This window comes from Streptococcus downii (assembly GCF_004353325.1).
GTDB lineage: Bacteria > Bacillota > Bacilli > Lactobacillales > Streptococcaceae > Streptococcus > Streptococcus downii.
The window spans coordinates 88,495-110,511 of sequence record NZ_MZNX01000006.1 but is presented as its reverse complement, the minus strand read 5'-3'; the positions used below and the strand labels follow the sequence as shown (position 1 = coordinate 110,511).

27 protein-coding genes and 1 riboswitch are annotated in these 22,017 nt (G+C 39.4%); of the genes, 19 read left to right on the top strand and 8 right to left on the bottom strand.

Annotated features, from left to right (window positions below; genetic code table 11):
- Positions 1 to 365: 365 nt before the first annotated feature.
- From E2R31_RS02350 to rpsI, 10 genes are all read left to right on the top strand, one after another.
- A complete protein-coding gene (locus tag E2R31_RS02350) occupies positions 366 to 869 on the top strand; it encodes a tRNA (cytidine(34)-2'-O)-methyltransferase (RefSeq protein WP_132972651.1) in 504 nt (167 codons plus the stop codon).
- A gap of 40 nt (positions 870 to 909) precedes the next feature.
- Positions 910 to 1,128, top strand: a riboswitch (FMN riboswitch).
- A gap of 153 nt (positions 1,129 to 1,281) precedes the next feature.
- Positions 1,282 to 1,845 carry an ECF transporter S component gene (locus E2R31_RS02345; protein WP_132972649.1) on the top strand — a complete coding sequence of 188 codons (564 nt, stop codon included), beginning with the start codon at positions 1,282 to 1,284 and terminating at the stop codon, positions 1,843 to 1,845.
- Positions 1,835 to 2,485: a phosphatase PAP2 family protein gene (locus tag E2R31_RS02340; protein ID WP_132972647.1), complete on the top strand. Its 651-nt coding sequence runs from the start codon at positions 1,835 to 1,837 to the stop codon at positions 2,483 to 2,485. Before E2R31_RS02345 ends, E2R31_RS02340 begins: the two co-directional genes overlap by 11 nt.
- Positions 2,486 to 2,758: 273 nt before the next feature.
- On the top strand, positions 2,759 to 3,805 hold the full coding sequence (pheS, locus tag E2R31_RS02335) for a phenylalanine--tRNA ligase subunit alpha (RefSeq protein WP_000103735.1): 1,047 nt from the start codon (positions 2,759 to 2,761) through the stop codon (positions 3,803 to 3,805).
- 22 nt (positions 3,806 to 3,827) lie between these two features.
- Entirely contained in the window at positions 3,828 to 4,508 is a 681-nt protein-coding gene (locus E2R31_RS02330) for a hypothetical protein (RefSeq protein WP_000622617.1), read from the top strand.
- 231 nt (positions 4,509 to 4,739) lie between these two features.
- Positions 4,740 to 7,145 carry a phenylalanine--tRNA ligase subunit beta gene (gene pheT / locus E2R31_RS02325; protein WP_132972645.1) on the top strand — a complete coding sequence of 802 codons (2,406 nt, stop codon included), beginning with the start codon at positions 4,740 to 4,742 and terminating at the stop codon, positions 7,143 to 7,145.
- 249 nt (positions 7,146 to 7,394) lie between these two features.
- Entirely contained in the window at positions 7,395 to 8,288 is an 894-nt protein-coding gene (locus E2R31_RS02320; protein ID WP_132972643.1) for an ABC transporter ATP-binding protein, read from the top strand.
- On the top strand, positions 8,285 to 9,484 hold the full coding sequence (locus E2R31_RS02315; protein ID WP_132972641.1) for an ABC transporter permease: 1,200 nt from the start codon (positions 8,285 to 8,287) through the stop codon (positions 9,482 to 9,484). The genes E2R31_RS02320 and E2R31_RS02315 overlap by 4 nt, the downstream gene beginning before the upstream one ends.
- A 210-nt stretch (positions 9,485 to 9,694) precedes the next feature.
- Positions 9,695 to 10,141 (top strand): 50S ribosomal protein L13, encoded by a 447-nt coding sequence (gene rplM, locus E2R31_RS02310; RefSeq protein WP_050234169.1) that lies wholly within the window; start codon positions 9,695 to 9,697, stop codon positions 10,139 to 10,141.
- Between the two features lie 18 nt (positions 10,142 to 10,159).
- Complete coding sequence (rpsI, locus tag E2R31_RS02305) at positions 10,160 to 10,552, top strand: 30S ribosomal protein S9 (protein ID WP_000075969.1); 393 nt, start codon at positions 10,160 to 10,162, stop codon at positions 10,550 to 10,552.
- 109 nt (positions 10,553 to 10,661) lie between these two features.
- Here rpsI and E2R31_RS09820 read toward each other — a convergent pair whose 3' ends face one another.
- The 7 genes from E2R31_RS09820 to E2R31_RS02265 all read right to left on the bottom strand — a co-directional run bounded on the left by E2R31_RS09820 (position 10,662) and on the right by E2R31_RS02265 (position 15,229).
- A complete protein-coding gene (locus E2R31_RS09820; protein WP_165941779.1) occupies positions 10,662 to 11,876 on the bottom strand; it encodes a site-specific integrase in 1,215 nt (404 codons plus the stop codon).
- A gap of 69 nt (positions 11,877 to 11,945) precedes the next feature.
- Positions 11,946 to 12,209, bottom strand: a complete 264-nt coding sequence (locus tag E2R31_RS02290) for a helix-turn-helix domain-containing protein (RefSeq protein ID WP_132972639.1) — start codon at positions 12,207 to 12,209, stop codon at positions 11,946 to 11,948.
- Positions 12,210 to 12,219: 10 nt separating this feature from the next.
- Positions 12,220 to 12,882, bottom strand: a complete 663-nt coding sequence (locus E2R31_RS02285; protein ID WP_132972637.1) for a replication protein — start codon at positions 12,880 to 12,882, stop codon at positions 12,220 to 12,222.
- Between the two features lie 330 nt (positions 12,883 to 13,212).
- Positions 13,213 to 13,935: a P-loop NTPase family protein gene (locus E2R31_RS02280; RefSeq protein ID WP_132972635.1), complete on the bottom strand. Its 723-nt coding sequence runs from the start codon at positions 13,933 to 13,935 to the stop codon at positions 13,213 to 13,215.
- Position 13,936: 1 nt separating this feature from the next.
- Positions 13,937 to 14,509, bottom strand: a complete 573-nt coding sequence (locus E2R31_RS02275; RefSeq protein WP_132972633.1) for a hypothetical protein — start codon at positions 14,507 to 14,509, stop codon at positions 13,937 to 13,939.
- A gap of 53 nt (positions 14,510 to 14,562) precedes the next feature.
- On the bottom strand, positions 14,563 to 14,880 hold the full coding sequence (locus tag E2R31_RS02270) for a hypothetical protein (RefSeq protein ID WP_132972631.1): 318 nt from the start codon (positions 14,878 to 14,880) through the stop codon (positions 14,563 to 14,565).
- A 13-nt stretch (positions 14,881 to 14,893) separates the two neighbouring features.
- Positions 14,894 to 15,229 carry a hypothetical protein gene (locus E2R31_RS02265; RefSeq protein ID WP_132972629.1) on the bottom strand — a complete coding sequence of 112 codons (336 nt, stop codon included), beginning with the start codon at positions 15,227 to 15,229 and terminating at the stop codon, positions 14,894 to 14,896.
- A 248-nt stretch (positions 15,230 to 15,477) separates the two neighbouring features.
- Here E2R31_RS02265 and E2R31_RS02260 point away from each other — a divergent pair, with 248 nt between their 5' ends.
- From E2R31_RS02260 to E2R31_RS02220, 9 genes are all read left to right on the top strand, one after another.
- The gene (locus tag E2R31_RS02260; RefSeq protein ID WP_132972627.1) at positions 15,478 to 16,044 is read left to right on the top strand and encodes a hypothetical protein; all 567 of its coding nucleotides are present in this window, start codon (positions 15,478 to 15,480) and stop codon (positions 16,042 to 16,044) included.
- Between the two features lie 2 nt (positions 16,045 to 16,046).
- A complete protein-coding gene (locus E2R31_RS02255; protein ID WP_243701284.1) occupies positions 16,047 to 16,205 on the top strand; it encodes an LPXTG cell wall anchor domain-containing protein in 159 nt (52 codons plus the stop codon).
- 505 nt (positions 16,206 to 16,710) lie between these two features.
- Positions 16,711 to 17,676: a hypothetical protein gene (locus E2R31_RS02250; protein ID WP_042902005.1), complete on the top strand. Its 966-nt coding sequence runs from the start codon at positions 16,711 to 16,713 to the stop codon at positions 17,674 to 17,676.
- Between the two features lie 62 nt (positions 17,677 to 17,738).
- On the top strand, positions 17,739 to 18,251 hold the full coding sequence (locus E2R31_RS02245; protein ID WP_084944053.1) for a GNAT family N-acetyltransferase: 513 nt from the start codon (positions 17,739 to 17,741) through the stop codon (positions 18,249 to 18,251).
- A gap of 261 nt (positions 18,252 to 18,512) precedes the next feature.
- Complete coding sequence (locus tag E2R31_RS02240; protein ID WP_084944884.1) at positions 18,513 to 19,199, top strand: LexA family transcriptional regulator; 687 nt, start codon at positions 18,513 to 18,515, stop codon at positions 19,197 to 19,199.
- Between the two features lie 3 nt (positions 19,200 to 19,202).
- Complete coding sequence (locus E2R31_RS02235) at positions 19,203 to 20,618, top strand: Y-family DNA polymerase (protein ID WP_132972625.1); 1,416 nt, start codon at positions 19,203 to 19,205, stop codon at positions 20,616 to 20,618.
- Complete coding sequence (locus E2R31_RS02230) at positions 20,615 to 20,977, top strand: hypothetical protein (RefSeq protein WP_000567207.1); 363 nt, start codon at positions 20,615 to 20,617, stop codon at positions 20,975 to 20,977. Before E2R31_RS02235 ends, E2R31_RS02230 begins: the two co-directional genes overlap by 4 nt.
- Positions 20,970 to 21,263 carry a DUF5960 family protein gene (locus E2R31_RS02225; RefSeq protein ID WP_000196987.1) on the top strand — a complete coding sequence of 98 codons (294 nt, stop codon included), beginning with the start codon at positions 20,970 to 20,972 and terminating at the stop codon, positions 21,261 to 21,263. Before E2R31_RS02230 ends, E2R31_RS02225 begins: the two co-directional genes overlap by 8 nt.
- A 61-nt stretch (positions 21,264 to 21,324) precedes the next feature.
- The gene (locus E2R31_RS02220) at positions 21,325 to 21,480 is read left to right on the top strand and encodes a hypothetical protein (protein ID WP_042902011.1); all 156 of its coding nucleotides are present in this window, start codon (positions 21,325 to 21,327) and stop codon (positions 21,478 to 21,480) included.
- Between the two features lie 144 nt (positions 21,481 to 21,624).
- Here the strand turns inward: E2R31_RS02220 and E2R31_RS09945 are convergent.
- On the bottom strand, positions 21,625 to 22,017 hold a 393-nt coding region (locus E2R31_RS09945), incomplete at its 5' end, for an LPXTG cell wall anchor domain-containing protein (protein WP_243701283.1).

The window sequence follows — 22,017 nt, the reverse complement described above, 5'->3', positions numbered from 1 at the left end:
CCCTTTTTTAGCAAAAAATGCACTTGCCAAGCCGATTTTTAGGGGAAGAAAGGACTTTTTCAAGTTTCTGAAGATAAATTTGCTTAACTTCTATAACAATGTCTCTGATTTGAAGTGATTTTACTCTTTTACTACTCCTTTTCAGAAATGGAATGACCAAACATGAAAATATCATCAAAAAAAGTAAAAAAATCAAGTCGTTTCTATTGACATTGATTCTGAAAGTGTTATACTAAGAAAGTAGTTTCGCTGATTTACTTCAAACCTGTTGTGAGGTAAGTTAACGATGCCTTAACCACGCTGTTTGCTGAGCTTGACTCCGGGCAGTGTGGCTATTTTTTTGCAATGATAAAAGGAAGCCCGTCATGACAAATCACATTGTATTATTTGAACCTCAGATTCCACAAAATACAGGTAACATTGCGCGTACTTGCGCTGCGACCAATTCTCCCCTCCACATCATCAAACCGATGGGCTTTCCTATTGATGACCGCAAAATGAAGCGAGCTGGCTTGGATTACTGGGATAAGCTTGAGATTTATTTTTATGACAGTTTGGAAGATTTCATGTCTCAGATGAAAGGGCAAGTCTACCTGATTTCGAAATTCGCAGAAAAGGTTTATTCTGAGGCGAATTTGGCAGGCGGTGAGGATCATTATTTTCTCTTTGGGCGTGAAGATAAGGGCTTACCAGAGGACTTTATGAGAGAACATCCTGAGAAGGCTCTCCGTATCCCTATGAATGATGAGCATGTTCGCAGCCTCAATGTGTCTAATACGGTATGCATGATTGTCTACGAGGCTCTTCGTCAGCAACATTTTGCTGGATTAGAGCTCGTTCACACCTATGAAGCGGATAAATTGAAATAAACAAAACGCTTGCACTTGCAAGCGTTTTTTGTTATGATAAAAAGGTCTTCAGGGCAGGGTGAGATTCCCGACCGGCGGTAAATTTGACTGGCTATTTTAGCTTTCTCGTCGTTGTCTTGTCTCGATATACTTTAAGTATTATCTTTGACTGCGACGCCTAGATAGATCTAAAATATCTTAGCCAAATAAGTCCGCGAGCGCAAGCTGATGTGGTGCGATTCCACAACCGACAGTATAGTCTGGATGGGAGAAGACGAAAGAATAGCTTTGTCTGTTCTGATGAGTTTATAGATAAATTGCAACCGCTTGCTCAAAAGAGTGAGGGGGAACTTTTGGGATATAAAAAGTGAGAATAGATAGAGGGATCCTTTCCAACTTCTTCTGATTTTATAGAAAATTGGAGGAACCTGTTATGACAAACACACGTCGACTTTCGACCATTGCGATTTTATCAGCCATTTCATTTGTGCTGATGTACTTTGACTTTCCACTGTTGCCAGCGGCGACCTTCCTCAAGATCGAATTTAGTATCTTGCCAGTCCTTGTGGGCTTGGTGGTGATGGACTTGCCTGCTGCTCTAGGGATTCTCTTGTTGCGATCACTCTTGAAATTGCTTCTGAATAGCCAGGGAGTGAATACCTACATTGGCTTGCCAATGAATATCATAGCTTTGGGAGTTTTTGTTATCGCTTTTGGTTTGATTTGGAAAAAGGAACGTAGCACCCTTCGTTTCCTACTAGCATCTCTAGTGGGAACTATAGGATTGACTTCAGCGATGTTGGTTCTCAACTATGTCTATGCTGTTCCTTTGTACGCGCGGTTTGCTAACTTTGATATTGGAAAAATTTTGGGACTTTCCAACTACCTAATGACCATGGTATTACCTTTTAACTTGATTGAAGGTGTAATCTTTGCCGTTTCATTCTGGTTGTTATACGTCCTCTTGAAATCAACCTTAAAACATTATGAGAGATAAACAAACATTTTTAATGAAGGGCAGTTTTGCCCTTTTACTTTTCGTCCTTCTTGGCTATATGGTCAAGTTTTACCCTGAAACGCTGGTCGGTTTTGATCAACCGATTCAGACTGCTATTCGTGGGGAGTTACCAGATTATTTGACAGTTCTGTTCCGTTCCCTTACACGCCTGATCGATATCCCAGTGATTATCACCTGGGTTGCCATTGCAGCCTTTATCTTTTATCGTAAGCAGTGGAAGATAGAAAGCTACTTCATGGCGGGCAATCTAGCCTTAGCAGGTCTTTTGATTGTGACCTTTAAACATATTTACCAGCGCCCACGACCGGCTATCTTACACCTAGTCGAGGAGAAGGGATTTTCCTTCCCAAGCGGGCATTCTCTGGCTGTAACCTTGATGGTCGGCACTCTGATTGTCATTCTCAGTCAACGGATGAAAGATCCAGTCTGGAGAAAAATCGTACAAATTGTCCTTGGTTTCTACCTAGTCAGTGTCCTAGTGTCAAGAGTCTATCTGGGAGTTCACTACCCATCAGACGTCCTTGCTAGTCTCAGTGTAGGCTTGGGAGCCCTATTTATCGAATTTCCCTTCTATGACAAACTCCGCTTCCAATGGCGATTTAAAGGCAAGCAGAAGTGAGATAGGTCTTGCAAGAATGGTAAAAATCTGATAAACTAAGTAGTAATTGAATAGGAATCCGCAAGACTAGTAGCCCAAGGGAAGTATATCAGGGAGGAGAGCCGTGACTGCAAGCTCTCTATATGAAAGCTGGGTGAATTCACTTGCGTATGGATTTAGAAATGAAGGTCTGACTTGTCAGATGAAAACGGATGGTACCGCGTGTCAACGCTCCGAGTGGAGTTTTTGGCATGTGGTTTTCTTTTTATCTGATAAGTGACTGATGGAGGAATTATGTCAACTATTGAAGAACAATTAAAAGCGCTTCGCGAAGAAACGCTGGCTAGCTTGAAGCAGATTTCTGCTGAAAATGAAAAAGAGATGCAAGATTTGCGTGTTTCTGTCCTTGGTAAAAAAGGTTCGCTTACTGAAATCCTCAAAGGGATGAAAGATGTCTCTGCTGAGATGCGTCCAATCATTGGGAAACATGTCAATGAAGCTCGTGATGTCTTGACTGCAGCATTTGAAGAAACAGCTAAGCTTTTGGAAGAAAAGAAAGTCGCGGCTCAACTTGCTAGCGAGAGCATCGATGTGACACTTCCAGGTCGTCCAGTTGCGACTGGTCACCGTCATGTTCTCACACAAACAAGTGAAGAAATCGAAGATATTTTCATCGGTATGGGGTACCAAGTTGTGGATGGTTTTGAAGTGGAGCAAGACTACTATAACTTCGAGCGTATGAATCTTCCAAAAGATCACCCAGCCCGTGATATGCAGGACACTTTCTACATCACAGAAGAAATCTTGCTTCGTACTCACACGTCTCCTGTTCAAGCGCGTGCCATGGATGCTCATGACTTTTCTAAAGGTCCTTTGAAAATGATCTCACCAGGACGTGTGTTCCGTCGTGATACGGACGATGCAACCCACAGTCACCAATTCCACCAAATCGAAGGCTTGGTTGTTGGGAAAAACATCTCTATGGCAGACCTTCAAGGAACCCTTCAGTTGATTGTGCAAAAAATGTTCGGGGAAGAGCGCCAGATCCGTCTGCGTCCATCTTATTTCCCATTCACAGAGCCATCTGTTGAAGTGGATGTTTCCTGCTTCAAGTGTGGTGGAGAAGGCTGTAACGTATGTAAGAAAACAGGTTGGATCGAGATTATGGGTGCCGGTATGGTTCACCCACGTGTCCTTGAAATGAGCGGAATCGATGCGACTGTTTACTCTGGCTTTGCCTTTGGTCTTGGTCAAGAGCGTGTAGCTATGCTCCGTTACGGAATCAACGATATCCGTGGATTCTACCAAGGAGATATCCGCTTCTCAGAACAGTTTAAATAAGATTGAAACGCGAGGATATTTTATGATTTCGGAACAAAACTATAACAAACTTTTAGAGAAGTTTGGTGATATATCTTCATTTGCGATTTATAAAGAATCTAAAAATAATGATAAAGCAACATCTGAAAATATATCCTATGAAGAAGCTATTGAAAATCATCAAAAAGACTACATAAATCCTTCTAATATAATACTTATGGTAAACCCCTCTGCTAAAAGAGAACAATCCCCTGATAGTAATTTTTCTTCATTTCATCATTCAAATATTAATGATCGTCATTTAAGATTCTTAACTATGAAAACAAGTACATTTTGGAGGAATCTATACGGATCATATGTAACTGATCTATTTTCTGATGTTGTCGAATCTGTAATGGATAATTTAATTTCGGCAGTAAAGGATGATAATAAAAAGGACTACAGAAAACAATCGTATAAAAAATTAATCGAACAATTAGAAATATTGTCCCAGGATTCAAAAGAAGAAAAGTTAAATATATATGTTTGTGGTGCTTTGTCGAAGAGTAAGCGTAAAGATTTTATTTTTTTTATAGAAGAATTAATAGAAGAAATTTCAGAAAACTCAGATTTAAATATTGAACTTAGTTTTTATGCTGTTTATCATCCTGGTTATCAAAATTTAAAAAAATTAATTCAAGGTGGTTGTGAAAAAATAGTTAAGCATTCTATGAAGGTTGAATGAAATAGTTCTTAATTGGGAAGTTAAGTTTTACTATTTAAATGTAACTTTATAGAAAGAGTTTGTTCACAGAGTTGTGGCTAAAAACTTTTATTCTATAGAGATGGTAAGAGATAAGAGCTCTTCCTAAGACAGCCTCGGGCTGGAAAACACAAAATGAAAGGATCTAAACGAGGGCCAAAAGAAATCTAGGAAAGTCATCTAGATTTCAGCATAGCCCTTGGTATCTTACATATGTTAGTTAGTTATAAATGGTTAAAAGAATTGGTGGACATTGATGTGCCATCACAAGAGTTGACTGAAAAAATGTCAACCACAGGGATCGAGGTAGAAGGTGTCGAATCACCTGCTGCTGGTCTCTCAAAAATTGTCGTCGGTGAGGTCTTGTCTTGCGAAGATGTGCCAGAAACTCACCTCCATGTTTGTCAGGTTAACGTCGGTGAAGAAGAAGCCCGTCAAATCGTCTGTGGCGCTCCAAATGTGCGTGCTGGTATCAAGGTCATGGTGGCACTTCCAGGAGCTCGTATCGCTGACAACTACAAGATTAAAAAAGGAAAAATTCGTGGACTTGAGTCACTTGGAATGATCTGTTCACTTGGTGAATTAGGGATTTCTGACTCCGTTGTGCCAAAGGAATTTGCAGATGGCATTCAAATCTTGCCTCAAGATGCTGTTCCTGGGGACGAAGTCTTTTCTTACCTAGACTTGGATGATGAAATCATCGAACTTTCTATCACACCAAACCGTGCAGATGCTCTATCTATGCGTGGAGTAGCGCACGAAGTGGCAGCCATCTATGACAAGGCAGTTAGCTTTAAGGAATTCAGTTTAACAGAAACAAATGAAAGTGCAGCAGATGCTATTTCTGTAGGTATTGAGACAGACAAGGCACCCTACTATGCAGCTCGTATCTTGGACAATGTGACTATCGCACCAAGTCCACAATGGTTGCAAAACCTTCTTATGAACGAAGGTATCCGTCCAATCAACAACGTAGTGGACGTAACCAACTATATCTTGCTTTACTTTGGTCAACCTATGCATGCCTTTGACTTGGATACCTTTGAAGGGACTGACATCCGTGTGCGTGAAGCGCGTGCTGGTGAAAAATTGGTGACCTTAGATGGTGAAGAACGTGACTTGGAAACAAATGACCTAGTCATCACTGTCGCAGACAAGCCAGTAGCCCTTGCAGGTGTTATGGGTGGTCAAGCAACAGAAATCTCTGAAAATTCTAGTCGTGTTGTCCTTGAAGCGGCTGTTTTCAATGGTAAATCCATCCGCAAGACTAGTGGACGCCTCAACCTTCGTTCTGAGTCGTCTTCTCGCTTTGAAAAAGGCATTAATATGGCAACAGTCAATGAAGCCCTTGATGCGGCGGCTAGCATGATTGCTGATCTTGCAGGTGCGACAGTGCGTAAGGGCATCGTTTCAGCAGGAGAGCTTGATACTTCTGATGTGGAAGTTTCTTCGACTCTGGCTGACGTCAACCGCGTCCTTGGTACAGAACTTTCCTATGCTGATGTGGAAGATGTCTTCCGTCGTCTTGGCTTTGGCCTTTCTGGCAATGCAGAAAGCTTTACAGTCAGCGTACCCCGTCGTCGTTGGGATATCACTATTGAAGCTGACCTCTTTGAAGAAATCGCCCGTATCTATGGTTATGATCGCTTGCCAACTAGTCTTCCAAAAGATGACGGTACAGCTGGTGAATTGACTGCGACACAAAAATTGCGCCGTCAAGTTCGTACCATCGCTGAAGGAGCAGGTTTGACAGAAATCATTACCTACGCTCTGACAACGCCTGAAAAAGCAGTTGAGTTCACAGCTCAACCAAGTAACCTTACTGAACTCATGTGGCCAATGACAGTGGACCGTTCTGTCCTTCGTCAAAATATGATTTCTGGTATCCTTGATACGGTAGCCTATAACGTGGCTCGTAAGAACAAAAACTTGGCTCTTTACGAGATTGGAAAAGTCTTTGAACAAACAGGCAATCCAAAAGAAGATTTACCAAATGAAATCAACAGTTTTGCCTTTGCCTTGACAGGCTTGGTTGCAGAAAAAGATTTCCAAACGGCAGCGGTTCCAGTTGATTTCTTCTATGCTAAGGGAATCCTTGAAGCGCTCTTTACTCGCTTGGGACTAGAAGTGACTTATACAGCAACAGCTGAGATTGCAAGTCTACATCCAGGACGTACGGCCGTGATTTCACTTGGCGACCAAGTTCTTGGTTTCCTTGGCCAAGTGCATCCAGTCACTGCCAAGGCTTATGATATTCCAGAAACGTATGTAGCGGAGCTCAATCTTTCAGCTATCGAAGCTGCCCTTCAACCAGCTGCTCCATTTGTGGAAATCACCAAATTCCCAGCAGTCAGTCGTGACGTGGCTCTACTCCTCAAGGCAGAAGTCACTCACCAAGAAGTTGTAGATGCTATCCGAGCTGCCGGCGTGAAACGTTTGACAGATATCAAACTCTTTGACGTCTTCTCAGGCGAAAAACTGGGAGTTGGCATGAAGTCAATGGCCTATAGCTTGACCTTCCAAAATCCAGAAGATAGCTTGACAGACGAAGAAGTCGCACGCTATATGGAAAAAATCCAAGCATCACTCGAAGAAAAAGTGAATGCAGAAGTACGTTAACTCATCAATCCATCCTTCGGGGTGGATTTTTAGTTTCAAAAGGACAGTTCAGAAGAGAAAAGCGATAGTTGAGGAGGAAGCCATCTCAGAAAGTCTTTAATGAGTTATACTAAAGCTATCACTGAAGCACTTAAAATTTATTAGAGATAGGATACTTTTGCTACTTATAATCCGATAAAATGGACATAAATCCTTGTAAAGGCTATCAAAAAGGAGTATAATAAGTGCAACATATCTCGGAGGTGGAAAATGTTAGAAGTAAGAAATCTAGAGAAAAGTTTCGGTCCCAAGCAAGTCTTGTTTGGTGTCGATTTTCAGGCAAGTCCAGGAAGGATTCTGGGCTTGGTCGGGAAGAATGGTGCTGGGAAAACAACGATTTTCCACAGTATGTTGAAATTTTTAGAATATCAAGGAGAGATCAGTCTGGATGGGCAGGAGATTCGTCAGGAAACCTATGCACGGATTGGTTATCTGCCTGAGGAACGCAGTCTTATGCCCAAGTTGACAGTCCTTGAACAAGTTCGCTACTTGGCGACTCTAAAAGGTATGGATGCTAAGGAAGTCAAGGAAAAACTCCCTCAATGGATGGAAAAACTGGAAGTGAAGGGGAAATTGACTGACAAAATCAAGAGCCTCTCAAAAGGAAATCAGCAGAAAATCCAGTTGATTATCACCCTCATCCATGAGCCAGACTTGATTATCCTGGATGAGCCCTTTAGTGGTCTGGATCCAGTCAATACCGAGTTGCTCAAGCAGGTTATCTTAAAAGAAAAAGAGCGTGGGGCGACCATTATCTTTTCTGACCATGTCATGACCAATGTCGAGGAGCTTTGCGATGATATTCTCATGATTCGAGATGGGCGTGTGGTCTTGCATGGACCAGTCCAAGAAGTTCGCAATCAATACGGTAAAACGCGTCTCTTTGTTTCAAGTGAACGAAGCAAGGAAGAACTGGAAAGTCTTCCTCATGTCAAACAGGTGAGCTTGACCAAGCAAGGCAGTTGGAAATTGATCCTCGATGATGAGAGCGCTGGAAGGGAACTCTTCCCAATCCTCACTCAAGGTCAATACATCGCGACCTTTGACCAACAAGCTCCAACAATCGATGAAATCTTTAAACTAGAATCAGGGGTGGAAGTATGAGAAATATGTGGGTAGTTATTAAAGAAACTTATCTGCGACATGTCAAGTCCTGGAGTTTCTTCTTTATGGTGATTTCGCCGTTCCTCTTTTTAGGTTTGTCTGTAGGAATCGGATATCTCCAAAATTCTTCGATGGCTAAAAATAGCAAGGTAGCAGTGGTGACAACTGTACCATCTGTAACAGGAGGGCTCAAGGGTACCAATGGGATTAACTTTGACTATCAGGATGAAGCCAGTGCCCAAGCCGCCATCAAGGATGAAAAAATCAAGGGTTATCTAACTATTGTTCAAGAGGACAGCGTCATCAAGGCCGTCTATCATGGTGAAACTTCGCTTGAAACAGGTATCAAGTTAGCGGTGACCAACAAGTTAAATGAACTTCAATACCAACTCAATCGCTCGGCGGCTAATTTGTCCCAAGAGCAGGAAAAACTCCTGGCTCAGACTGTTGACTTTACTGAGAAGATTGATGAATCTAAGGAAAACAAAAAAATTGTTCAAACCATTGCGGCTGCAGGTCTCGGTTTCTTCCTTTATATGATTTTGATTACCTATGCTAGTGTCACTGCTCAGGAAGTGGCTAGCGAGAAAGGAACCAAAATTATGGAGGTGGTCTTCTCTAGTATCCGAGCTAGTCATTATTTCTATGCTCGCATGCTAGCTCTGCTTCTTGTGATTTTGACCCATATTGGCATTTACGTCGTGGGTGGGCTGGCTGCCATTCTTCTCTTTAAAGACCTACCAATCTTGGCTCAATCTGGTATTTTAAATCATCTAGGAGATGCCTTCTCGCTCAATACCTTATTGTTTGTATTGGTTAGTCTCTTTATGTACGTTGTTTTGGCAGCCTTCCTAGGTTCTATGGTTTCTCGCCCTGAGGATTCAGGAAAGGCCTTGTCGCCACTGATGATCTTGATTATCGCAGGATTCGTTGGAGTGACCGCTCTAGGTGCTGCAGGAGACAATTTAGTTCTGAAAATTGGTTCCTATATTCCTTTCATCTCGACCTTCTTTATGCCATTTAGAGCTATTAATGGGTATGCAAGTGGTCTAGAAGCTTGGATTTCACTTGCCATAACGGTTGTTTTTGCAGTAACTGCAACAGCCTTTATCGGACGTATGTATGCCAGCCTAGTCCTTCAGACAGATGATTTGGGAATCTGGAAAACCTTTAAACGTGCCTTAGCTTACAAATAGGAGAGCCTCGCAAAAGCGAGGTTTTTCTAGATGTTAAACACCGAAATCGGTAAAAATATTTTTCATATCTATTGACTTTTAGTAGTAAAATTTGGTATGATAGTAGACGGTATTGTTTACCCCATTTGTAAGGCCCCGGAACCTTTCAAATACCCTGCGGACCGGAACATCCGCCCTGTAAACAAAAACGATATTCATATAGGAGAAATCATGAACAAAACTACATTCATGGCTAAACCAGGCCAAGTAGAACGCAAATGGTACGTTGTTGACGCAACTGATGTACCTCTTGGACGCCTTTCAGCAGTTGTTGCTAGCGTACTTCGCGGAAAAAACAAACCAACATTCACACCACACACTGATACAGGTGACTTCGTAATCGTTATCAATGCTGAAAAAGTTAAATTGACTGGTAAAAAAGCAACTGATAAGATCTATTACACTCACTCAAACCACCCAGGTGGATTGAAACAAATCTCTGCTGGTGAACTTCGTTCTAAAAATGCAGTACGTTTGATCGAGAAATCAGTTAAAGGTATGCTTCCACACAATACTCTTGGCCGCGCTCAAGGTATGAAGTTGAAAGTATTTGTTGGAGCTGAGCACACTCACACTGCACAACAACCAGAAGTTCTTGATATTTCAGGACTTATCTAAGGAAAGGAACAATAAAGTATGTCACAAGCACAATATGCAGGTACTGGACGTCGTAAAAACGCTGTTGCACGCGTTCGCCTTGTTCCAGGAACTGGTAAAATCACTGTTAATAAAAAAGATGTTGAAGAGTACATCCCACACGCTGACCTTCGTCTTGTTATCAACCAACCATTCGCAGTTACTTCAACTGTAGGTTCATACGACGTTTTCGTTAACGTTGTAGGTGGTGGATACGCTGGTCAAGCAGGAGCTATCCGTCACGGTATCGCTCGTGCCCTTCTTCAAGTAGACCCAGACTTCCGCGATTCATTGAAACGCGCAGGACTTCTTACACGTGACTCACGTAAAGTTGAACGTAAGAAACCAGGTCTTAAGAAAGCTCGTAAAGCATCACAATTCTCAAAACGTTAATCAATACGATTATATCAACGTTTCAAAGCACTCAAGAGTTTACCTCATGGGTGCTTTTTTTATGTTTTTTGAAAAAGTTCACCTCAAAGTTTACCTTATTTTCACCTTATTATTTTAGAGACTGTAAGGCAAATTCACCGACGGCCATAGGGACTACATTAGAAGTATTGACATAAATCTGTGTTGTACCTGTGTCGCTATGAGTTAGAGCTTCAGAAATGGCTTCTAAGCTCATTCCTGCTTGTTTAGCGAGCGTTGCTCCCGTATGACGTAGTTTGTGTGGCGTAGCGTGTGTAAGCTCTGGGTGTCGCTTTCTGATAGTTTTCATCTTATTATTGAGATAGTCAGAATGTAAAGGTTTATTGATATTACCTTTGGTATCTATGTAAGTAAAGATGAATTGTTCTGGATTACTGATGATACCAAACTTTGCCAGTTCATATTTTTGTTGTTTTTTCCATGAAGTCAGAAGTTGAAGTAAGTCACTAGAAATAGAAAAGATTGTTTTTTTATTTCCTTTGGTAGATTTTACTTGTCCGTATCTATCTAAAGCCTGAATTAACTGAATCTGAGATTTTGAAAAGTCGATATGTTTCCACTGGAGAGCATATGTTTCTGATTTTCTATCTCCGAGGAAAAAAGTGAGATAGAAAAGGACGTAATCTTTGAGTGATATTTTATCATTCTCTAAATCCTCTTTAAAGGCTGAAAACCACTCTTGGAGTTGCTCATGAGTTAAATATAAATCTTCATCACGTTTTGATTCTGCAAGTTGAATTTTTTTTACAGCCTTAATTCGTCTTAAAGTTTTTGCAACTCTATTTGATTCAATATACTCAAGTTCTTCCGCCCAATCAAAAATAGAAATAACGTAACTTCGTAAAGTTTTGAAGTTTGCATATTCGTTAGCTTTTGCCGTCATCAAATTTAGAATAACCTGTTTATTTTGGTTTAAAAATTGAATCGTATAGTTGCCAAGAAGTGGTAGTATATGCTTTTCAAAACATGTTTTGGTATTAGCAATTGTTGACTTGCTTGGTGGCTTAGAAGTGGATGTAGTTTGTCCTGCTTTATAAGAGTCCCACCAGATATTGTTATAGAAGTTTGAGAAAAGAATATCTCCTTTTGCTAGTCCTGAAAACTCATTATCCTCTATTTGATTTAACTTGGTAAGCAAGTCTATCTCAGCTTGCCTTGCCTCCTTTCTCGTTTTGAATCTCTTATCGTAATAATTGCTATTGACAATTCCAAGTGGCATTCGTGCTTCAATTGGGATATAGACTTTTAAGCGATAAGTTCCGTTTTTTGTCTTACTGATAGTCATGATATTCTCCTTGTTGTGTATCGAACCAGAAAATATCATGACTATTATAAAACAAAAATATAGATATTTCTAGTTTTGTGAGTAAAGCCATGAATTAATGGCCTCTTTATTAAATCGTATAGTCTTGCCTATTTTTATTGTAGGCAGTCCTTGTTTAATCCAACTATCAAGAGTATTGTTTGAGATACCCAAATATTGGCAAGCCTGTTGTTTATTTAAAAACGGACTGTTAAGATTATTATTGTTTAACCTAATTTCAATTTCTTTCTTGATTAGTTCAGAAATTAGGTGCTGAATCTGATTAATTTGCTCATCTGGTAAAATAACTTGCATAATATCCTCCCTATTGTGCTACAATTGAAGTATCAGGAGATTTATAATCTTCTGTACCTACTTCATCAGAATTGCTCGCCAAAGTATCTTCTGATGAGGTTTTTTTATTGTTTTGGGGATTATAACGTCTAGAATCTAAAAATTTTGTAAAAAAGTAGGTTCGTTCAATTATTAATCCCAGTAGTGAAATATCTTTGTTCCTAGCGTAGTGAACTAAGTCTTCGAACTCGGTAAAATTGTTATCGGTAATTACATCGATAACAGTTTCCAAAAATAAATTTGAATTTTGCTCTATCAAGAACTTATCAAGTTCGAATCCACAACCTGATTCAATATCCTCTATGCTGTATAAAGTTTTTTCAGGGTTCTCTGCATGTATGAAATAATCGTACATACCTTTTGGTGACATGACAGGTTCCACATGGCTAGGACCGTTTAGTTTATCTTGGATAAACTCTGACACCTGAGAGTAGCTTTTGAGAGAATCAAAGTAGAATGCTCCATGCTTATGTGCTTTCTTAAATTCTCCCGTTTCTTTGTTTATATCCTTGTCGTGCCAAGGACTAAGAATAAATGGAATGTGTAACTCTTCGAAAATATCTAAATAATTTTCTGGAGCACTTTCTTTATAGATGAGAAAAGCCCATTTATTAGAACGTTGTTTTTTTGCCATTTTTTCTTCTTTCTATGATTATTGAATATTGATTTATTGGGGGTCGTAGTAACCCCAATAAATCTTATCTAGGGGCTTTGCCCAACCCCCAGCCTCTCCTGCCCGATGAAACCCCATCGAACCGAGAACGCTTGCCAATTCAACAAGGGACGGGGTAGTATTTTTTGGCGCTTCACTCCCTGCCTTTGGCATCGTTGCGCTTAAAAAATCTCCACCCCTCAAGCCCTTGCAAATAGGCATTTTTCTGCTAATGAGGTCGTGCCGACACCTATACCGATGAAACCATTTGCAAGGGCAGTGTCGCATCAAACAAGTGTAGCAGAAAAATCGCTAGCTATATCTTGAAAATAGCTCTTGTATCCGCTGGTTTAACCGTTCTTCGTCTCTTACTTGAATAGTGCGAAACATCTTAACAGGTTCCCCTTCTAGCTGAAAATAGCCATATCCTCTAGGTTTTACTACAACTTCATCTTTTTCCATATCAGGAAAAAGGAGTTGCCTGTTATTCGTAGACATGAGAAAACTAGTAGATAATGAAATTATACAGTTGAAGTTATACCGACCTGGTAAATCTACCATTAAGAACCGCTGACTAGACAGAATAATTCGTAAACCTAGACTTCTACCCATGCTATTCATCATCAACATTTTTGATAAAATATCTTTATGTTTCTTCTTATCAGTCTGTTCTAGATAAGCTAGGAAAGCTTGCCACTCATCGAAAATCAGGTAAAGATTATGAGAGTTTTCTTCTTGCTTATTAAGTCTGGCTTTAAAACGATTATAAACAGTCTCAAACAAGTCGAGGCATTCAAAACTTCTAGCAACATGATTTCCAGTCATTGAAAACATATCTTCATCAGCTTTAAAATCCATGAAATATGCTTCAGCAGTTTCGTCATAAAAGGAAATCAATCCTATGAGCCTGCGTAAAAACGTAGACTTGCCTACTCCTGATGGTCCAGCAACGACCCAGGCATAGTGTCTGTCTATATCAATAGAAACAGGAGTGGGTTGACCTCTGTTGTTGACTTCAAAAACGTTTTTAATCATCTTAGAAGTCTTCTTCTTGATTGATTTCAGTCTGTCTTGCCATACGATTGTATGTTGCCTCTTCGATTGTTTTGACATCGAATATAGCAACCCAACCAGCGCCTATGACCTGTTCAACAGTTAATACATCCAATGCAAACTCACTAGTGTATTTAGAAATAACTCCTATGAAGTAGTTTTCTAGTGAGAATTTTTCATCATCATTTAAATTGTTCACTAGATAAATCCAAACACCGACTCCGTTACTAGTTGAAGGAGAAACAGTCTTGATTTCAAGATCTCTGTTTAAATTCTGGTTTAAATGGTACACTACATTTTGGAGAACTATTATTTTTCTCTTATGAGTATTTTTTTCTTCGAAGTAGATTTGGAATTTATTAAATATAGATTTAGCCAAGTGAAAAATCGTTTCAACCTGGTATAGTAAGATTTGTAAAGAAACTACCTTTAAATTTTTTGTTTTTACTACTTTACCAGTAAAAAAATCAGCTCGTCTTTTTAAGAAAATAAATGAATAAATCAGAGCATACCAAAGAAAAAATACTAATAAAATATTGAATAAAAAGTAAAACATTTTTCCTCCTCAAAGTGAAGAGCAGCTGAAATATACACCAGCTGCTCAAAAAATTAAATGCTCACAGTAATGTAGTAACTGATAACTACCTGAGAATCATTGAGTTCAGCACTTACTTGTAGGTTTTTAGCTGGTTCATATTTTTCGAAATCCCGTAAAATTGCTTCCGTTAATTTGTGGGTATCAAACCAGCTAGATGACAAAATTTCAAGTAGGTTACTTCCGCTAACAAGAACTTCCCCAGTAAATATATGCAAAAACGAATTAGAATTTAAGTCGTATTCTCTGTGTGAAATATCCAGGGTGGGTAAGACACCATTTGCATGAAGATTATGTAGCAATAATGCTCTCATAAGTTCGTGAATTTCCATATTAATTTCCCCTTTATTTTTCAACAATTGTGACGGAATCAGCAGCATACCAACCATGTTCGCCTGATGTAGTACCGCCTCGAACATTTCTAAAATGAAGAATGGTACCAAATTTAACATCAACTGCATTTGTTGTTTTAATAGTATATTCTAGATTGTTTTTGGTATCAACGATTGAATATTTAAATTTTCCATCAACGTTTGCAACGGAGCCAGTTGAAACTACTTGTAGAACTGGAATTACATCAACTGTATATTTGTTTCCAGTTTTCTCGCTACTCATTATTGTAGCTTGTGTTTTATGTTTTAGAACTTCTTCAAGAGTTCTTTTCCAACTTGGAATTGCCATATTATTACCTCCATGGCTTCTATAAGCATCAACATAGGCAGATAAGCCTAAACTGTCTGTTGATAGTGCAATAGTGACAGCAACTACTAATTTATAAGTCGGCCAACTTATGAGCCTATTATTCCATAAGTGAATACTTTTGTAAACGGCATTTATTCATAATCCAGGTTCATTTAATTAGAAACTTTTGACACTTTTTTAAAAATGTTTTATACTAGAAATATATAAAAGAATAAGAGGATAAGCTAATGTATTTTTATTTTCGAGATTTAAAGGAAGAAAAGCAACGAGAGTTTATTTCAAAAAATTTGGCAGAAATTCTATATGAACAGAGAAAAAAAGATAAAATTAGCATGGAAGAATTTTTGAAAAGATATTTCGATTATAATATTTACACAAAGAAGACAGGTTCGTTATCATTATCACAATTAAAACGATATGAAAAAGAATTCAAAAATAATCAAATAAATACAATACCTAAGAAAAATAGTATAGTATTGGATATTGTTTTAGAAAAAATGGAATCAATTACCAATGAGATATATAGAAAAAAAGTCTACATGGATTTACTAAAAAAAGATTCAATTATTTTAGCACAAAATCTAAATGAACTTGGATTGCTTGATTGTATTGAAAAATCTTCAGACAATTTACATGCAATGTATATGTATAACAAAGCGTTTGGTAGAAATTATACCAAAGAATATCTTCTTGATTGGCTAGTTTCTAACGCAAAAAAGAACTTATCTGGTGAATTAATGGCAGAAGTAATTTATGAAGATAGACTAACACGACATGATATTTATAATGATTAAAATTGATAAAGTATATCAAGTGCCTGCAAAAGTTACCAACGCAAAAGCTGAATCTAAGAAATAACTATCAAAATACAGGAGAGAAAGAATCAGGCCTCCTAGCTCTAATTGGAGCAAGCACTGGCCTCCTTGCATTGGCAGGAAAACGAAAATATAGATAAAAAAAGAGAGTGCCTAGCTCTCTTTTCTATGTTGTTGTTCTGGTATATATAAATTTTGTACAGGGTAAACTTTTGATATTCTGGTTCGATTTTATCTTATTTTTAATGAAAGTTTACCTTATTTTAATCAAACTGATTGAAATTAGTTGAAATTTTATTTTTTAAAAACTTATGAAAACGTTGATTTTAAAGAACTTTGAAATTAGATGAAATAAGTGGTGCCCCAACCAGGCTTGAAAAAAGCTCGTAAAGCATCACAATTCTCAAAACGTTAATCAATACGATTACATCAACGTTTCAAAGCACTTCATGGTTCACACCATGGGGTGTTTTTTTCTTTTCTCATCTTCTCACGGCATTGCCCATGTGGTATAATGGGATAAGGATTGTTCCTCGTTTCAGACGAGTTTATGGATTTCAGGATAAGTTAGCAGGTGAGAAGAGTATTTCTGTCAGCCTCCTATACACCTGTTAACAGCTATCCACGATAAAAGGAGATTGTAGATTGGTTTTATTAGTATTAGGGATTTTGGTTTTGCTCATTCTAATCTTAAAAAGGAAACAGAAAACTGCTAAAAAATCTGAAGGAAATGCCAAGAAAAGAAATTGGCTATTAATAGGTTGCTTATCCATAGTGATCCCAATGGTAATCTTCACAGTGTTCAGTCCGATTTTTTCTCTAATGGATATGTGGGGGCTGTTTGCCCATGCAAGTCGAACTGAGATTGAGCAAGCTGTGCATCGTTCTTATCAAGATTACGGTCTTACAGGACAGTTTGAGTTAGAAAAATACGAGAAAAACTATACAAGTGTGGGAGGATTTATAATCCATGGTACCTATAGTGAAAATATAGCTGGAAAAACCTATCAGGTTAAAACTCGATTTAAATACTATACTCGCTTTTCAAAAAGTGAAACATATGGAAAGACAGATGCAGAGGTTGATTACAAAAATGGTAAAAAAATTTATGATGTTTTCCCAGAATTAGCCTATTTAGGGATTGAGGTTAGTCCAGGCACCAGCGAGTTTTTAAAAACACTGGACAGTTCAATCAAAGATCCTAAACTTCCTGATTTGAAGTATCAAGGTATTGATTTTGAATTTAATAACCAATCTGATAATATCTATCTTTATAATGAAATATTAGAGGAAAATCAAAGCAAGGGCCAAGCTCTGCAAGGAATGTATCCAATGGATGCTCAATATCTGTTCCAAAAAGAGATTTTTATACCAACATTTGAATTTCAGTATTTCGTTCCAAAAGAAAAAAGAGATCTCTTGTATGATGACTATCTAAAAGAGCTTGAAGCGCTCATGAAGGAATTTTTTGCCAACCAACCCCTACCACGCGGTCTTTATGCTGTCAAAATTGCTAAATATAAAGAGGATAAACTTGTCAGTGATAGTGGTGTATACTATGTGAGGATTGAAAATCGTCAAGTTGTAAAGCTGTTGCAAAAATTAGAGTAGGAGTTGTTAGGGCTAGGTAAGTCTCACAATATTTTTACTAAGAAGAGAAGGGAAGTTTTGTAATGATTAGTTTAGAGCTGTTGTCTGAGGAAAATAGTCTAGACGTTTATTCTTTTGAAAAAGAAAATCGGGAGTATTTTGAACGAAATCTACCTCCTAGACCAGCTAACTATTTTGATTTAGAAGGTTTCAAAGAAATCACGAGGGAATTGTTAACGGAACAAACGAATCGGGATATCTACATGCATCTTATCAGAGATTCACAAGGTGTTATGATCGGAAGAATCAATTTAAGTGTTTTAGAGAATGATCGAACAACAGCAGAGCTTGGGTATAGGATTGGGGAAAATGTTAGCAACTTAGGCTATGCTAGCGAAGCGGTTAGACTTGTTTTAGACAAGGCGTTTCATACTTATGGTTTCAATAGAATCATTGCAGGAACGGCAACGGGTAATCTAGCCTCTCAGAGGGTGCTTTTAAAAAATGGTTTCACCTTTAGTAGAATGATAGAAAATGACTTATACATTCATAATGAGTGGGTTCATACAGCAATATTTGAGATAAGGAGGTCATAATATCATCATTTCCAGTCTACTGACAAGGTTAATGGAGTTATAATCTGTCCAGACATTCAAGAATGTTTTCTTGGATGTTTTTTTGTTCATAATTTCCAGTTGTGCCTGTTAAAATTTGATTTTCCCAGTGGACAATCGTCCACTTTTTTTATATAATAAAACTAAACCGAATTGGTTGAATTTTAGAGATGTAAGCTCAACCGTCGATTTGTTTTTCTAAGAGAGATATTCTCAATAAAACATCACACTAGGGGGTGAATCATGTACCAACCAGAAAAACTCAAGGCTCGGAGAAAAGAGTTAAAATTGACACAGAAGGAAATTGCAGAGGAATTAGGGATTAGTTTTCAGGCTTACTCGGCTTGGGAACGGGGAATTAAGGAACCATCCAAGGAGAAGGTTGCTCAGCTAGAAAATATTTTAAAGGTGGCAAAGGGATATTTCACTCAGATCGAGATTGTTCGTCTCTACAATAGCCTCTCCAAGCAAGGGAAGGACAAGGTTGTGCTCTATGCTCGCAACCTAGCTCAAGAGGAACAAACACAGAAGGTGACGACCATGCCAGAGCGCCTCTACGAGTACCGTGTCTATGAACGCATGTCAGCAGGGATCGGGGCTTCGGTCTATGATGATCAGAATTTTGATACGATCTACTTTAACGAGGAGTTGGCCCATGATTTTGCATCTTGGGTGGCTGGGGACTCTATGGAACCTAAATATCAAAATGGTTCGGTGGCTCTGATTCGGGAGACAGGATTTGACTATGATGGGGCAGTTTATGCAGTGGTCTGTAACAACCAGACCTATATCAAACGGGTCTATCGGGAGGAAGATGGTTTGCGTCTGGTTTCTATCAATCCTAAATACAAGGACATTTTCATCTCCTATGAGGAAGATCCTCGGATTGTGGGGATTATCGTTGGGAACTTTGTGCCGATGGAGGGTTAGCCTATGGGCTACTTTGATTATTCCAGAGAGCCCAAAAGTGACATTGCCTTTGTCGATATGAAATCCTTTTATGCCAGCGTTGAGTGTGTGAAACGGGGCTTGCATCCGCTGAAGACCTCGCTTTGTGTCATGAGTCGCGCGGATAATTCTACTGGTCTTATCTTAGCTTCCTCTCCCATGTTTAAGAAGATTTTTGGTAAGTCTAATGTTGGCCGGGCCTATGATCTGTCTTTTGATATCAAAACGCGCAAATTTTCCTATTACAATGCTCGAAAGCAAGGCTTGCCTACTGACTCAGACTATGTTCGCTACATCGAAGATTGGGCTCAAGTGACTTTGATTGTGCCACCTAGGATGGATGAGTACATAGCGGTCAATATGGAAATCCAGCGAATCTTTCAAAACTATGGTAGTCCAGATGATATTTATCCCTACTCTATCGATGAGGGCTTTATCGATCTGACTAGTTCGCTCAACTATTTTATCCCAGACAAGAGTCTCTCTCGCAAAGACAAGCTGGATCTGCTTTCTGCTCGTATCCAGAGGGATATTTGGAGGCAGACAGGGATCTACTCTACGGTGGGTATGTCCAATGCCAATCCCTTACTGGCCAAGTTGGCTCTGGATAATGAGGCCAAGCACACTCCGACCATGAGGGCCAACTGGTCTTACAAGGATGTGGAAGAGAAGGTCTGGGCTATTCCCAAGATGACGGACTTTTGGGGGATTGGCAGGCGGATGGAGAAACGCTTGCATGCTCTGGGGATTTTTTCCATCAGAGAATTGGCCACCAGTAATCCAGACCAGCTACAGAAAACACTTGGTCAGGCTGGCCTGCGTTTGTGGTTTCATGCTAACGGGATTGATGAGAGCAATGTTCACAGGCCCTATAAAGCCAAGTCCCAAGGGTTAGGAAATTCTCAAATCTTGCCGAGAGACTACGTGAAGCTACGGGATATTGAAATTATTCTCCGAGAAATGGCGGAGCAGGTGGCTATTAGGCTGAGAAGGGCGGGCAAGAAAACAACCCTTGTCTCTATCTATGTTGGTTTCTCTAAGCAGGAGGTCAGGCCGTCTATTCACACACAAATGAAGGTCGAACCGACCAATAATACAGCTATTTTAACAGACCACGTTTTGAAGCTATTTCATAACAAATACACTTCTGGAGCGGTCAGAAGTGTCGGAGTCAACTATTCAGGATTTGTGGACGAGTCCTTTGGCTTGATCTCCCTCTTTGATGATGTTGACAAGTTAGAAAAAGAAGAAAGGCTCCAGACGGCTATTGATGCCATTCGGGAACAATTTGGTTTTACCTCCCTCTTAAAGGCCAATGCACTGGAAGAAGCCTCTAGGAGTCTTGCCAGAAGCAAGCTGATTGGGGGGCATTCTGCTGGAGGATTAGATGGTTTAAAATGATTGATCGTTCTTATTTACCCTTTCAATCTGCGCGTGACTATCAAGATCCAGGGATGCAGAAGTGGATGGGCTTTTTCCTCTCAGAGCATACTAGTTCACTCGGTGAAGAGAAAAATCGGGTAGCTTTCTCGACGAGTCTGAATCCCGTTGAGAAGTTACTCTTGCTTTCGCAACTTTATGTCGGGCAACTGAAGGGATGCTTTGTGGTCAAGGAAAAGAAGCAGAAAACCACGATCATTGGTGAGGTAAGCGAATTATCACCTCAAACTCTATCTATTAGGACCAATGAGGGCTATAGGCTGGTAGAGGTAGTAGATGTCCTAGAAATTCGACTGTGGGAGGGGGGAGTGTATGACTAGAAAAGACTTGTATGAAAACAAACTGCAGATGGATTATTTTTCAGATAGTTATATCCGCTTTGAAGAGGATTTTCAAAAATACTCTGCTATGAATGTACCACTGACTTTTTTGATCGATGACATCCTACGCACTATGGCGATGAATCAGAAAAACTACTTTGTTTTAAACAAGGAAAACGCCAAGGATGGGCGGGAGCATCGCTTTTATTTTAGGGTGGTGACGGAAAAAGAGTGTCCCAGAAATCGAACCTATGCATATGCTGGACTCAAAAATAGTAGTCAGTGACTAGGTGTGGGAGAGGGAAGTCTGATCTAGGGGAGATAGCTTGTGAACGTCAGAAGATTTCATGGTATTGGAATTCGAAACACCATCTTTTGTCTGTGGAGTTCTTGCAGAAACTTATGATGGATGTTCTGATGAGATAAGGCAAGGGGCACTCTCTTTTTTAGATGAGCGTTTATTTGAAAACGTGGTTGGATTTGAGAACAGCTATCTTCAATGATCATCTTACTTTACAGAGTCATACCAAAATATCCATGTATATTTGTGGATGTTTTTTAATTTTACAGATAGAAAAAGAGAAGACCAAATGGTCTTCTCAACGGGGGAACTGAAATAATGGAAAAGAATCAATCAAAGAGGGTTATTAGTCTTTGAAATTCTTTTGGAAGATGAGGAGAGACAAGATAGAAGTAATGGCTGCCAAGAAGAGGAAGGCACTTGCTTCTTGTTCCCCAGTTGCAGGGAGTAGTCTTTCCTTGTCTTCTTTGACTGTAGCTGTAACAGGAGCTTTTTCATCTTTTGATGATGAATTATCTGTTACGACTGGCGCAGGTTTTTCAGTCTCTCTTGGTAGAACATACTCAGGAAGAGTCACAACTGGTGGCGCCTCTGTTCCAACTGAGCTTTGTTTGCTACCTACCTCAATCACTCGATCTTGAGCTGGTGTTGCTTCTGTTTGGAGAACCTTGCGATTGTCACCGTCCACTTCAACATACTCGACTAGCAGACCGTCCTTACCTTCTGATAGAACTTGCTC

What these genes read in the sequence shown, in the direction of transcription:
- E2R31_RS02235 (WP_132972625.1), top strand. Translation starts at nt 19,203, where the DNA reads ATGGGCTACTTTGATTATTCCAGAGAGCCCAAAAGTGACATTGCCTTT.
- pheT (WP_132972645.1), top strand. Translation starts at nt 4,740, where the DNA reads ATGTTAGTTAGTTATAAATGGTTAAAAGAATTGGTGGACATTGATGTG.
- E2R31_RS02260 (WP_132972627.1), top strand. Translation starts at nt 15,478, where the DNA reads ATGTATTTTTATTTTCGAGATTTAAAGGAAGAAAAGCAACGAGAGTTT.
- E2R31_RS02245 (WP_084944053.1), top strand. Translation starts at nt 17,739, where the DNA reads ATGATTAGTTTAGAGCTGTTGTCTGAGGAAAATAGTCTAGACGTTTAT.
- E2R31_RS09820 (WP_165941779.1), bottom strand. Translation starts at nt 11,876, where the DNA reads ATGACTATCAGTAAGACAAAAAACGGAACTTATCGCTTAAAAGTCTAT.
- E2R31_RS02220 (WP_042902011.1), top strand. Translation starts at nt 21,325, where the DNA reads ATGGTATTGGAATTCGAAACACCATCTTTTGTCTGTGGAGTTCTTGCA.
- rpsI (WP_000075969.1), top strand. Translation starts at nt 10,160, where the DNA reads ATGTCACAAGCACAATATGCAGGTACTGGACGTCGTAAAAACGCTGTT.
- E2R31_RS02330 (WP_000622617.1), top strand. Translation starts at nt 3,828, where the DNA reads ATGATTTCGGAACAAAACTATAACAAACTTTTAGAGAAGTTTGGTGAT.
- E2R31_RS02315 (WP_132972641.1), top strand. Translation starts at nt 8,285, where the DNA reads ATGAGAAATATGTGGGTAGTTATTAAAGAAACTTATCTGCGACATGTC.
- pheS (WP_000103735.1), top strand. Translation starts at nt 2,759, where the DNA reads ATGTCAACTATTGAAGAACAATTAAAAGCGCTTCGCGAAGAAACGCTG.
- E2R31_RS02230 (WP_000567207.1), top strand. Translation starts at nt 20,615, where the DNA reads ATGATTGATCGTTCTTATTTACCCTTTCAATCTGCGCGTGACTATCAA.
- E2R31_RS02350 (WP_132972651.1), top strand. Translation starts at nt 366, where the DNA reads ATGACAAATCACATTGTATTATTTGAACCTCAGATTCCACAAAATACA.
- rplM (WP_050234169.1), top strand. Translation starts at nt 9,695, where the DNA reads ATGAACAAAACTACATTCATGGCTAAACCAGGCCAAGTAGAACGCAAA.
- E2R31_RS02345 (WP_132972649.1), top strand. Translation starts at nt 1,282, where the DNA reads ATGACAAACACACGTCGACTTTCGACCATTGCGATTTTATCAGCCATT.
- E2R31_RS02270 (WP_132972631.1), bottom strand. Translation starts at nt 14,880, where the DNA reads ATGGAAATTCACGAACTTATGAGAGCATTATTGCTACATAATCTTCAT.
- E2R31_RS02265 (WP_132972629.1), bottom strand. Translation starts at nt 15,229, where the DNA reads ATGGCAATTCCAAGTTGGAAAAGAACTCTTGAAGAAGTTCTAAAACAT.
- E2R31_RS02225 (WP_000196987.1), top strand. Translation starts at nt 20,970, where the DNA reads ATGACTAGAAAAGACTTGTATGAAAACAAACTGCAGATGGATTATTTT.
- E2R31_RS02280 (WP_132972635.1), bottom strand. Translation starts at nt 13,935, where the DNA reads ATGATTAAAAACGTTTTTGAAGTCAACAACAGAGGTCAACCCACTCCT.
- E2R31_RS02340 (WP_132972647.1), top strand. Translation starts at nt 1,835, where the DNA reads ATGAGAGATAAACAAACATTTTTAATGAAGGGCAGTTTTGCCCTTTTA.
- E2R31_RS02240 (WP_084944884.1), top strand. Translation starts at nt 18,513, where the DNA reads ATGTACCAACCAGAAAAACTCAAGGCTCGGAGAAAAGAGTTAAAATTG.
- E2R31_RS02285 (WP_132972637.1), bottom strand. Translation starts at nt 12,882, where the DNA reads ATGGCAAAAAAACAACGTTCTAATAAATGGGCTTTTCTCATCTATAAA.
- E2R31_RS02275 (WP_132972633.1), bottom strand. Translation starts at nt 14,509, where the DNA reads ATGTTTTACTTTTTATTCAATATTTTATTAGTATTTTTTCTTTGGTAT.
- E2R31_RS02320 (WP_132972643.1), top strand. Translation starts at nt 7,395, where the DNA reads ATGTTAGAAGTAAGAAATCTAGAGAAAAGTTTCGGTCCCAAGCAAGTC.
- E2R31_RS02290 (WP_132972639.1), bottom strand. Translation starts at nt 12,209, where the DNA reads ATGCAAGTTATTTTACCAGATGAGCAAATTAATCAGATTCAGCACCTA.